This is a genomic window from Tenacibaculum sp. 190130A14a, assembly GCF_964048965.1.
GTDB classification, from domain to species: domain Bacteria; phylum Bacteroidota; class Bacteroidia; order Flavobacteriales; family Flavobacteriaceae; genus Polaribacter; species Polaribacter polynesiense.
Map to the genome: position 1 here is coordinate 1,708,071 of NZ_OZ040189.1, position 13,184 is coordinate 1,721,254.

The 13,184-nt window shown below is 29.8% G+C and carries 8 protein-coding genes; 7 read left to right on the plus strand and 1 reads right to left on the minus strand.

Annotated elements, in window-relative coordinates; translation table 11 throughout:
* The first annotated feature begins 15 nt into the window (after positions 1–15).
* The 6 genes from ABNT22_RS08365 (at position 16) to ABNT22_RS08390 (ending at position 10,656) form a co-directional block, all read left to right on the plus strand.
* Entirely contained in the window at positions 16–3,606 is a 3,591-nt protein-coding gene (locus tag ABNT22_RS08365) for an ABC transporter permease/M1 family aminopeptidase (RefSeq protein WP_348714275.1), read from the plus strand.
* A gap of 567 nt (positions 3,607–4,173) precedes the next feature.
* Positions 4,174–4,905: an AraC family transcriptional regulator gene (locus tag ABNT22_RS08370; RefSeq protein ID WP_348714274.1), complete on the plus strand. Its 732-nt coding sequence runs from the start codon at positions 4,174–4,176 to the stop codon at positions 4,903–4,905.
* A gap of 226 nt (positions 4,906–5,131) precedes the next feature.
* Positions 5,132–6,232 carry a DUF2911 domain-containing protein gene (locus ABNT22_RS08375; RefSeq protein ID WP_348714273.1) on the plus strand — a complete coding sequence of 367 codons (1,101 nt, stop codon included), beginning with the start codon at positions 5,132–5,134 and terminating at the stop codon, positions 6,230–6,232.
* A gap of 122 nt (positions 6,233–6,354) precedes the next feature.
* Positions 6,355–7,728, plus strand: a complete 1,374-nt coding sequence (locus ABNT22_RS08380) for a serine aminopeptidase domain-containing protein (RefSeq protein ID WP_348714272.1) — start codon at positions 6,355–6,357, stop codon at positions 7,726–7,728.
* Positions 7,729–7,732: 4 nt separating this feature from the next.
* Positions 7,733–9,259, plus strand: a complete 1,527-nt coding sequence (locus ABNT22_RS08385; protein WP_348714271.1) for a hypothetical protein — start codon at positions 7,733–7,735, stop codon at positions 9,257–9,259.
* 8 nt (positions 9,260–9,267) lie between these two features.
* On the plus strand, positions 9,268–10,656 hold the full coding sequence (locus ABNT22_RS08390; protein ID WP_348714270.1) for a DUF885 domain-containing protein: 1,389 nt from the start codon (positions 9,268–9,270) through the stop codon (positions 10,654–10,656).
* Between the two features lie 117 nt (positions 10,657–10,773).
* On the opposite strand, the gene mnmE is transcribed toward ABNT22_RS08390, so the two are convergent.
* Positions 10,774–12,168: a tRNA uridine-5-carboxymethylaminomethyl(34) synthesis GTPase MnmE gene (mnmE, locus tag ABNT22_RS08395; protein WP_348714269.1), complete on the minus strand. Its 1,395-nt coding sequence runs from the start codon at positions 12,166–12,168 to the stop codon at positions 10,774–10,776.
* Positions 12,169–12,674: 506 nt separating this feature from the next.
* Here mnmE and ABNT22_RS08400 point away from each other — a divergent pair.
* A complete protein-coding gene (locus ABNT22_RS08400) occupies positions 12,675–13,148 on the plus strand; it encodes a hypothetical protein (RefSeq protein ID WP_348714268.1) in 474 nt (157 codons plus the stop codon).
* The last annotated feature ends 36 nt before the right edge of the window (positions 13,149–13,184 follow it).

A 13,184-nucleotide genomic window follows, 5' to 3' on the forward strand; every position in this document is an offset into this window, starting at 1 on the left:
AAACAAGTTAAAAAGATGTGGTACGAAGTATTTAAATTTGAATTAGAATATCGATTAAAACGTCCAGATACTTATATATTCTTTATTTTTTTATGGGTGTTTTCTACTATAGGAATAGATTTTGTCTTTAGTGGTGTTGACCTTGGGCAGGTTAAAAAGAACGCACCTATACTCATTGCTAAAACTATGGGGGTAATTTGTGGTATATCCATGTTTATCAGTTCAATGATAATGGGAGTAACTGTATTACGTGATTTTGAATATGATATAGCTTCTTTATTATACTCCAACCCTATAACAAAAAGAGATTATTTAGTAGGTCGTTTTTTAGGAGCATTCGTTATTCTTTTATTTGTTTTTAGTGGAGTTTTGTTAGGAATGTGTGTCGGAGAGTTTTTGCCCTGGCATAAGCCTGAAGAAATGCTGCCATTTAATTTTATGGCGTATTTACAAGCTTTTATTTTTATAGGGTTACCTATTGTTTTCTTAGGAAGCGCTCTCTTTTTTGTTACAGGTGCCCTAAGCAAAAAACTAATTGTAGTATATACACAAGGATTGGTGTTTTTTGTTTTGTTTGTGTTGATAAACAGTATTGAAAATAGCTCAATTCAAGCCCTTTTAGATCCCTTTTCACTGAATACATTAAATGAAGATACAAAGTTTTGGTCAGCAATTCAAAAGAACACTCAGTTAGTTTCTATTAGTGGTTTTCTTTTGTATAACAAATTACTTTGGATGTCAATTGCTGCAGTAATACTAGGTATAGGATATTATAAGTTTAGTTTTTCCATTATTCAAACTAAAACGAGAAAACAAAAAAGGAAACAATTAAACTATGAAACAGAACAGAATAAAACATATGAAGATATTAAAATTCTAAAAGCCACCAAAGAATATGGAATGTTAGCATGGTGTATCCAGTTGGTTGAACATACATTATTCCATTTTAAAGCAATTATCAAAGAAACCTCTTTCAAAGCCATTGCAATTTGTGGAATGATTATCATTTTAGTGAATTCTGTTAGTTTAGGTACAAGTTATGGTGTGGATAGTTATCCTACTACTTATTTAATTGTCGAAGAATTAAGAGAAATGGCGCTTTATTTTTTTCTAATTATCCTTCTTTTTTATTCTGCAGAATTATTTTGGAAAGAACGAAGCGTTCATTTAAACTTAATTTATGACGCGCTACCAATTTCTAACTTCCTTAATTTGGTGTCAAAATACCTAAGCTTATTATTAATTTATGCCCTCTTAATGTTTGTGTTAATAGGAACAGGAGTGCTATTTCAAACATGGAATGGATATTATAATTTTGAATTAGAGGTTTATTGCTATGGCTTTTTTCTTGAGTTATTCCCTTTTTTGGCATTGTATACTTTTATCTCCTTCTTTTTACAGGCGATTATAAACAATAAATATGTTGGTATAATAGCAATGGTATTCTTTTTTGCAATCAGTTTGGTTTTAGAGTTCTTTGGTTATACACATAGTCTGTATAAATTTGGAGGAAATCCTATTGGAGCTTATTCAGATATGAACGGGTACGGTCATTTTCTAAAACCTTATTTATGGGTGAAGTTATACTGGACATTATTAGGGGTACTCTTATTAGTTTTTTCTTCGATAATTAGTGTAAGAGGTACGGAAACTAGTTTGTTAAAAAGATGGAAAATTCGAGGGCAACAATTCAGTAACTCCTTCAGGAAATTCACACTAGCCATTGCTTTAGGTGTGATATTTGTTGGGAGCTATATTTTTTATAATACAAATATTCTAAATGAGTATTGGACAAACGACCATGAATTAGAGTTTAGAGCTGGTTATGAGAATGCATTAAAGAAATATGAATATTTACCACAACCTAAAATTACCGATGTTTATTTAAATATTGATTTATACCCTGAAAAACGTTCTTATGAAGCTAGTGGTTATTATGTTATCACCAATTTACACTCAGAATCTATTAAGGAAGTTCATGTACAAAAACGAATAGATTCACAGGTAAAGTTAGAGGAGGTTGTTTTTAATGTAGAAACAATAAAGAACAACACTTATGCCGAGTATGATTATACTATTTATCAACTAAGTAAACCATTAGAGCCCGGAGAGAGTATTAAAATGTATTTCAAACAACTATTTGCTCCCAAAGGCTTTGAAGAGGGTGGTTCTACTACAGAAATACTACATAATGGCACCTTTTTTAATAACAAAGTATTACCAACATTTGGATATAACAATAAATATGAATTACGTCATATAGATGATCGCAAGAAGTTCAATTTAGCAAATCGTGTTTATAAAAAGAACATTGATAACCCAAATGAATTGGTAAACGCTAGAACAGGAAGCGACTCTAAAGGTGTTCGTTTAGATATTACCTTGAACACTTCTGCAAATCAAAGTACCATTGTGCCTGGAAATCTAATTAGAAGATGGGAAGAGAATAATCGTAATTATTTTCACTACAGGACAGAAAAACCGATTATTAATTTTTATGGAATAGTATCAGCAGAATATGAGGTGTTAAAGGATACTTGGCAAGCTAAAGAAGAAGAAGATAATGTAGATTTAGAAATTTATTATCATAAAGGACATGAGTACAATTTGGCTAGAATGATGGAAGGAATGAAACATTCTTTGTCCTATTTTACTGTGCATTTTGGAGCCTATCAATACCAACAAATGCGTATTATGGAATTTCCACGTTATCGAAAATTTGCGCAATCATTTCCCAACACAATACCTTTTTCAGAAGCCCTAGGGTTTATTTTAGATATTAATGATGAAAAAGATGTGGATATGGCTTTTTATGTAACAGCTCATGAAATGGCGCATCAATGGTGGGGACTGCAAATAGAGGCGGCAAATGTGAAAGGGCAATCAATGATTTTGGAAACTTTAGCACAATATTCTGCAATTATGGTTTTTGAAAAGAGATATGGAAAAGGAAAGACCAGACAATTTTTAAAATTATGTTCTGAAAACTATTTTAATGGGAAGCTACAAGATAAGAATATGGAAGTACCTTTAGTATTGGTAGAGAATCAAGATTATCTTTACTATGATAAAGGAGCTTTAGCAATGTATGCTTTGCAGGATTATATAGGTGAAGATAAGGTCAATTTAGCATTGAGAAACTTTATAAATGATTGGAAATCTTTTAACAATCCAATAAAACCTGAAAGATATGCAACAAGCAAAGATTTAATAGGGTATTTTAGAACTGTTACTCCTGATGAATTCCAACAGGTTATTACTGATTTATTCGAAACTACAACTACGTATACTACTAGAATTTCTGAAGCAAGCTTAGAAGAGCTTTCTGATAGTTCTTATAAAGTGGAATTGTTGATTGAAATGCAAAAATCACACATAAATGAATTAGGAAATAAAGAGTTGGTACCTTTGAATGATTGGATAGATGTCGAAATAAATGATGAAGAGGGAAAGACAAACTATTTTAAGCAGCATAAAATTAGTCAAGAAGAGACAATGTTTGAAATCTTTTTAGATAAAAAACCTAGTGTGATATCGATTGATCCGATGTATAAGTTAATAGAAAAAAATAAAACAGATAATGTTTGGAATCTCAATAGGGAATAAAATCTATTTATAATCTTATGTAGTTGGATACAATGAAGCTTTAGATTTTGGTAAAGAAGTAATCAAAAGAAAGCATAGATTTAAAAGTGAGATTAATTTAATTTAATCTCGCTTTTATGTTTTTAATATTAGATTAATGAATATTTCATTAAGAACAATTAACTTTATTTTAAGTTTTGAATTCCCGATATTTATCACAAAAAATAGAGAAGCATAGAGTTTTTAGAAGGAATAACGGTATTTAATTTTTTACTTTTTTCAATTATCATATGGTATTTTAGAAAAAAGTTAGACATTTCAGTATATGTGTTTTCATTCTTTTTGTTAGGAAAAGGAATAACCTTGCTAAGTAATCTAATAATTGCTAGAGTAATTTTTCCCGAAAGTAAAGCTGTTTTTCTAATAGGTATATTCCTTAATTCATTTCTGTTTTTTTATGCCCCCATTTTATATCTTTTTGCTGTAAGCATTATTAAAGGAAGTATCTCAATAAAAAAACAGATCATCCATTTTATACCTTTTGCAATATTTTTGGTATTGAATATAGTACTTGTTCTGCTGTTTCTTTTGAAACGGGATAGTGAATTAACAGCAAACATTTTATGGATTAGAAATTCTTTTGACAAACTGTATTTTGTGCAAGTGATTGCCTATACATTTATTTCTTTTTGGGTGGTGTACAAGCATCAGAGCAATAACCTAAGGTTTGTGAAAATTTCCAAATGGCTAAAGCAAACTTTGGTTTTCTTTATTATGATTTGGTTGATGTTTCTTACCGGTTCGTTAACGGAAAGCTTACCAAAAATATCTTATACTTTTACATTTATAGGAGTATTACTATTGTTGGGACTGTCCAATATTACCTTATTTCAATTATTAAACCATCCAGAATTTTTCTACAACAATTTAACGGTAAAACTACGAAAGGAAACAGTTAATACTAAAATCAATAAGGAAATCTATAACAAGCTTTGTGATTTGTTGGTAAAGGAAAAGTTATATAAAAAAACAGATTTAAAGATCAGTGATTTATCAGATGCTTTAGGAGAATCTGCCCGAAACGTTTCAATTTTAATAAACACGTTCTATAAAGGTAATTTTTACGACTTTATTAATTTCTATAGAATAGAAGAGGCAAAATCTCTTTTAAAAAATGGGGACGAAGAAATGACAATCCTAACCATTTTATATGAATCTGGATTTAATAGTAAATCTGCTTTTAATGCTGTTTTTAAAAAGACTGTTGGTCAAACACCATCTAATTACAGAAAGAATTATATTTCTGCTATGTACGGATAACTTCACTACTGATTTCTTTCCTTTCTGCTGATGTAGATAATTTTTGTTAAATCACTCTTAAAAGTAAGTACTAATTTCTGTTTTTACAGGCATTAGGACGACTCAATATGCTTTAAAAATTAGGTTTGCACAAGATTTACTATTTCATTTTATCTAGCATAGAGCGCATTGAATAGTTCTTCTCAATTTTAAAATTAATTATAAATAAAATTAAAAACACAAAAGAATGAATAAGTTCATAGCTTTCCTGTTTGCAGCATTTTTAACGCAGAATTTAATGGCACAATTTCATACCTTAAATATGCCGCAAGGGAGTCCAAGGGTTCAAGAAACCCAAAAATTAGGGGTAACCGAGATCACATTAGATTATGGAAGTCCTGCATTACGTAATAGAAATGTTTGGAACAATCCTAATATTATACCACAGAACGGAAATCCTATAGCTTGGAGAGCAGGAGCCAATATGGGGACAACTATAGAATTTACAACCGATGTGCTAGTTGAAGGACAGCCGTTAAAAGCAGGTGTTTATGGGATTCATATTATTCCTGATAATGACACATATACTTTATTATTTGCTCATAATTACAATCAATGGGGAAGTTATTACTTAGATAAAGAGAAGGATGTAAGCTTAAAAGTAACTGTAAATCCTGAGCCTTGTGCAAAGTCAGAACAGCTAGACTATGAATTCTTAAACAGAACTGAAAACTCATTGGTTATTGGATTAGAATGGGGTGAAAAACGAATTCCATTTAAAGTAGAAGTTGATTTAAATACAACTGTTGTAGAAAGTTTTAGAAGTGAACTACGAGGTATTAATACTTACCATTGGCAAGCATGGAATGATGCTGCTTTATGGTGTTTAAATCACAATACCAACTTAGAAGAAGCTTTGCAATGGGCAAACCGTTCCATTAATGGTGGATATGGTGGTTTTGCTTCTGATAAGAATTTAACGAATATGTCAACTAAGATAAGATTGTTAAGAAAACTAAATAGAACTGAAGAAGCTAAAACTGCCATTGCAGAAGTAAAGGAAATGAATGCGACTGTATATGAGGCAAATGGTTTTAGTAGGTTTTTACTTCAAAATGGTTTATATCAGGATGCATTAGAGTACTGCAATAACTTACTTGAATCAAACCCTAATACATGGTTTTTAGAATTGAATAGAGGTATATGCCAATATTTTCTGAACAATAAGAAAGCTGCGTTAAAAGATGTTAGGAAAGTACTAAAAACAGCGCCAGAACAATTTAAAACCAGATTGAACGAAATTATAAAAGAGATCGAAACAGGAACATATAAATTACCTGTAAACTAATATAGTTGTTCAAAATTAAATTAGGAGTGACTAAGATAGAAGGTTGATGGTTTCTTCATTTAATAGTTTGAGTTCCTCTTCATTTTACCATTTTTTAATATTTAATAAAACCAAAGTAAAAGATGAAAACAAGACACATAAGTCTAATAATTATAATGTTATTGGCACAAAATATTTTAGACGCACAAACCTTAAGAAGAAAAGGTCTTTTAGGTATCACTATGCAAACACTAAACGATAGCATAGTTAAACAAGAAAATTTAAAAATCACCTCTGGAGTACTAATTAATACTGTAATGCCTAACTCAACCTTCTTTAATTTAGGAGTCAAGGAAGGTGATGTACTTTCTAAGTTAAATGGAGTATCAGTTACAACTGTTCAAGATGTATTAGTAATTACTAGACCGCTTTATGAAGGTGATAAAATCGAAGCTGATTATTATTCAGAAAATAAAAGAAGGAAAAAGACAACTTCTTTATTAGGTAGACCAATTGAAGCCTTTAAAAAAGCTAATGTCAAATATAGTGAAGTCATATATAAAGATAATGTACTAAGAAGTATTCTGGTTGCTCCAAAAAATATAAAAAATCCACCAGTTGTATATTTTTTACAAGGTTACACGTGTGGCTCTGTAGAGACAATTTCAGACCAGTACCCTATGAAAAAATTAATGAACGATTGGTTAGAAGCTGGGTTTGCTATTTACCGTATTGAAAAACCTGGAGTTGGAGATAGTAAAAGTAAAAAACATTGTTTGCAAATAAGTTTTAATGAAGAATTAAAGGCGTTTCAAGAAGGTTATAAAGATTTGCTAAAACAAAAATCTATTGATACTGATAACATTTTTATGTTTGGGCATTCTATGGGAGGTGTTATCGCACCACTTTTAAACGAACTTAAAGCACCACGTGGTATTTTAACCTATGGAAGTATTGCTCAAAATTGGTATGATTACATGGTAGATTTGTATACTATTCAACCTAAGCATTTTGGTGTATCTGAAGAACAGATCAAGGAAGACAACAAAATTAACTTAAAATTTAACAAGGATTTTTTAATCAATAAACTATCAGGTGAAGAAATATTGGCTAACAAATCTTATGCAGATTTTTTCAGTGCAAATGCAATCAATTTTAAACAAAACCAATATATAGGTCGTCATTTCGATTTTTGGCAAAACCTCTCTGATATAGATATTCCTGGGGCATGGTCAAAAGTAAAGACTCAGGTTTTAGCAATGCATGGTGAATTTGATATTCAAGCTATAAGTCCAAAAGGAGCCCAAAAGATAGCAGAAATAGTAAATAAGAATGGAGGTAAAGGGGATTATATTTTGATTAATAGAGCAGATCATGGCTTCGTAAACTTTAATTCAATGCAGCATAATGTTGAAACTCTTGGTAGTGGTAACTATTTAAATCACGCCATAAATAATTACAGTACAGATTTAGGAAAAGAAACTGTAAACTGGATGAAATCTAAACTCGAAAAATAGATTTATGAAAAAATTATTACTATTTATCTGTTACTTAATGTTTTCTTGCTCTGGAAACTCACAAGAGATAAACCTACAAATTGAAAAAGAGTTATGGAAAGAAGATATTAAATATTTAAAACAAAGAATTGAGAAAACTGCACCTATGTATCAATATGAAGCAGTTAAAAAAAACTTTAACTCGGTCTATAACAATCTATTGGATGTAGATTTTAATGGTTATGAAGCAACGTTTGGTATTCAAAAATTAATGAATACTCTAAATGATGAAGGTTGTAATGTACCATTATTTCAAAAAGGGCTTAAATTACAAGTTTTACCAATTAAAACTTATTGGTTTTCAAATGGTTTGTATGTTTTAGATACTTCGAATAATTATAAAGAAATTATAGGTAAACAAGTAATTAAAATCAATAATACTCCTATTGAAAAAGTGTTTGAAAAGTTAAAAAATTTCCTAAATGCAGATAATCTACATTATAAAAAATATCTCTTTCAAGTGTATGGATTTATGCCTTCTATGCTAAAGGCAGTAGGTTTAGGAATTAATGATAATGAAGTAAAACTAGAGTTTGGAACAGGAAAAACTATACTTATAAAAAGTGAATCAATTAATGAATATGCAAAATTAAATAGAAAATTACCAAACGATGAGTTTTTTAGTTACACAAATAAAAATCATGAAGGAAAGAATTATTGGTTAGATTTTATTCCAAATACCAAAACCTTATTTGTACAGTTACAAGCAGTTGTAAATAATAATGAAGGATCTTCGTTTTCTAATTTTGTTGATAAAATTGAAGAAAGTATAACTTCCAATAAAACAGATAAAATTATTATTGATGTTAGATATGGAGGTGGCGGAAATGGCTTTAAATTAAAACGATTTACGGATGTATTAAGAGATTCTAAAACCATTAATAAAGAAGGGCATTTATTTGTGTTAACAAGTAGAGCAACAAGAGGAACTTTATTAGAATTGGCATCAATTTTAAGCCTTAATACCAAAGCAATTCTTGTTGGAGAGCCAACAGCTGAGGGTGTAAATACTGTTGGAGACATCAAATACATTACTTTACCAAACTCTGGTTTAAAAGTTTCGATTACTCATACATTGTGGGCGACTAGCTGGAAACAAGATTCTAGTAAAACATTACTACCACATTTAAAAGTTAATTATTCTTTTACTGATAAAAAAGCAAACATTGACCCTTGGATTAAGGTAATAGAAACTTATTCAACAGGAGCTAAAAAGAAGTCTGTTCCAAAAGAATTAAGAAAGCAACTTGAAGGTAAATATAAAATTGAAGACAGAAAACTACGTATTATAGACACGGAAGGAAAATTGTATTTAAAAATGTCTAGACGAATAAGAAGTTTTTTTGAAATCTGTACTGAATTGTATTATCATTCAGAAGGTGTACTTTCTACAGATATTGAAAAAGTTTTTCTTAAATACAGTAAAAATCCTTCAGGAAGGATAAAAATTGAAACTGTAAGATGGAATAACTTAAATCTAAAAGTTGAATAATTGTGTATATGAATATTATGGAATCTCTAAAGAAAATATTTTTTGTTTGTACATTCATAACATTTACAAATGTTCTTGCTCAAATTAACTCTGTTTTAGTCTGTAAGGCTGAATTTAAAAACTCAAAGCTTGATAACGCTCATGCAGGAAGTGGTTTTTCACAAAGTCAACAATTTAATAAGGTTAAAACCGATTTTCTAAAACAATATCCCTTATTAAGAATTCCAAACTTGCAAATTAACTATGTGAATACATTAAATAGTATAAAGAGTAAAGATAACATTGCAATTCAAAAACTATTTTTTACTCAATTAAAAGAGGAATTAAAAAGAATAGAGGAGTCTAAACTAGCCGATAATCAAAAAGTCGACTATAATATACTTAGCTATGAAACTGAATTAAACTTAGAAAGAATTGAACTTGAAAAACAATGGAGTTATAGTTCAAAATTAGATGATTCGAGAAGTATTTTCACAGTACAAGATGGAAAGCAATGGTATGCATATTTACTAAAACGTTGGGTAGATAAAGAAGTGTCTCCAGAAGAGTTATATAAGTTTGGTTTGACTGAAATAGAAAACGTCAAATTACATATGAAAAGGCTACAACAAGCATCGGGTTTATCAAAATCAGATTTCAAGAAATACTTAAGTAATAATGAGTTCTTTTTTAAAAATCCAGATGATGTAAAAGCAGCTTTTGTTACTATTAAAAAGAAGGTTGCTATGAAGGCTAATAGGATGTTTCCTTATATAAATGACATTTCAGACGTAAGAATTGAAAGAGGCACTAATGCTTCGCTATCGCAAGTTCCGGCATACTATAACAATAATACATTTTATTTCAATTTTTTTGATAAATCATTTAATAAAAGAAAGTTAGGTTGGTTATATATTCATGAAGCAATTCCAGGTCATCATTATCAGTTTATGGTTAATAATATTGTTAAAAGAACAGAAATTCAAAATCTGTTTTGGTATCCGGGTTTTGCTGAAGGTTGGGGGGCATATGTAGAATATTTGGGTAATGAGTTGGGAGTATACGAAACTATATATGATGAATATGGTAAATGGGAGTGGGATTTAATTCGTTCAGTTAGAGTGTCTTTAGATGTAGGTATTAATTATTATGGATGGTCCGATCAGAAAGCTTTAGAATTTTGGAAACAACATATCAAGGATCAAGATGATATTGGAAAGCGAGAAATTAACAGAATGAAACGTTGGCCAGCTCAAGTAATTACATATAAATATGGAGCCAGTTTATTTTTAGAATTTCTTGAAAAAGCCAAAAGAGATAAAAATTTTAACTTCAAAAAGTTTCATAAAGAAATCCTTAAAAATGGAGATATTCCCTTATCAATTCTTAAAAAAACATTGACATATAAACCTAACTAATTAAAGATGTTAGATGAAATATTAGTTATTACAAATTAGTGTAATTGTTTTTCTAAACTTTATTGATTAGTTGAACATTAAATAAATTGTAGAATTACGAAATTTAGGAAAAAGGACCTATTTCCCGATACAGAAATTCCCAAAAATGTGTCCTAAAATATCTTTGTCTACATCATATTCACCAGTAATATTTCCTAAATGACGTAAACATTCTCGAATATCTATAGCAAATAAATCAGAAGAGATATTAAGTTCAATACCGTTTTTAACAGACTCAATACTTTCTAGAGCTAAAGTCAATGCTTCAAAGTGACGCGAATTGGTAACAATAGTTTCATTATTACTTAATGCACCCGTATTTACTAATGAAGTTAGTTCAGCTTTTAGTTCATCAACTCCAATTTTTTGTTTAGCAGAAAGTAAAATTACATTATCTATTTCAGATTGTAAGACAGCTGAATCATGACAAGATAACGTATCTATTTTATTCGCAATAACTAACAAACGTTTGTTAGGAAAGCGTTCTTTGATAGAGGCAATTTCTTCTAAGAACAGCTCACTTGAATGAATGTACTTATTAGAATCTATTAAAAAAATGACCAATTGAGCATTTTCAGCTTTTTCATAAGCCCTTTTTATACCAATGTTTTCAACTATATCTTCTGTTTCTCTAATACCAGCTGTATCAATAAAACGAAAGGCAACTCCATCAATAATCATTTCATCTTCTATCGCATCTCTCGTAGTTCCTGCAATGTCAGAAACAATCGCTTTTTCTTCGTTTAAAAGTGTATTCAATAAGGTAGACTTCCCTACGTTAGGTTCACCAATAATGGCTACAGGAATTCCATTTTTCATGGCATTTCCAAAAGCAAAGGAATCAATCAAACGTTTTAATACAGAAGAAATCGTGGCAACTAACTGTTTGAATTTTGTTCTATCCGCAAATTCAACATCTTCACCTGAAAAATCCAATTCTAATTCAATTAAGGCAGCGAAATCTAACAATTGAGCTCTTAACTCTTTTAATTCATTGGTAATACCTCCACGCATTTGTTGAATAGCTACTTGGTGAGAGGCTGCTGAATTAGAGGCAATAACATCAGCAACAGCTTCGGCTTGACTTAAATCCATTTTACCATTTAAAAAAGCACGCATCGTAAACTCTCCATTGTCTGCCATACGGCAACCATTTTTTAAAAACAATTGAATTATTTCTTGCTGTATAAAGCTAGAACCATGGCATGAAATTTCTACAACATTTTCACCAGTATAAGAATGCGGATTTTTAAAAATTGATACTAAAACCTGATCTAAAGTGATACCATTATGTACAATATGCCCCAAATGAAGAGTATGTGATTTTTGAAGCAGTAAGGACTTGTCTTTTTTTATAGATTTAAAAAAGGAGTTTACAATTTCAATTGATTTTTCACCAGAAAGTCTAATAACAGCAATAGCTCCAATTCCAGCAGGAGTAGCTAAAGCAACAATAGTATCGTTTTGTATCATATTGCAAAATTACCTATTTAATATGTAAAATCATTAAAAACTAATAAGTGAAGTGATCCTTTTTAAGCTTAGGGGAAATTCCCCTTTTTAGACATTTAGTTTTTTATAATTAAAAATAAGTTTTACTTTTGATATAGCCGAAAGGTAAAAAACGTAAACCCTATAATTCAAAATAACACTTATTAGTATATAACTCCCACGCAGTGTTATAGAATTATTCCCTATTTAAATTGTTGAAAAATGGTTCCCTGCCATTTACTGAAAGTTAAAGCTTCTATCGTTATGAGGCTAGGATTTTCATTACCTATAAACAATTGCCCTCAATAAATATTTAGTCCTCCCGAATAGAAAGTTGAAATTTCATTATGATGAAATTAGGATTTTCATTCCCTGTAAAAGTTTAAACCCTATTAAACATTAAAAACCCAATGTACAAGTTACACGAATAACTTATACGAATTGGTAGTAGGAATACTGCTATATGTTAAAAATTTAAACAGAGAGGTATGGAAAAAACAATTACTCTAGTTATTATTTTCTTTTTGTATTTGAATGTATTCACTGGCTTTTCTCAAAGCTCAGTCAAAGTTACTGTAATAGAGAAGAGTAGTGCGCCTAATTATGTAAAAGAACATTTATACAAAATCGAAGTAGAGAATAAAACGGCAAATACTACATCATATGAAATAAGCGTAAACAATTCATATTGTAAAACTAAAAATAGAAGCAACGATATTTCATATAAGCTATACGATACAGACTTAAAATTAATTGATAACCGAATTAATCTTCTAGCTAAACAAACCAAACAGTTTTATGTTAAATTGATTAAATCGAATATTTCCACCTTAAATTCTTGGAATTGTACAAGAATAATGGTGAATACTGCAAATTCTAGGTTACTGACGAATAATAATAACTCCCAATCAAACTCAGTAACTATAAAATCATTTATACCAGACCCCAATAACGATAATTAAATGAGTGACTAATTGTGCTTAATTAAAATTATTATT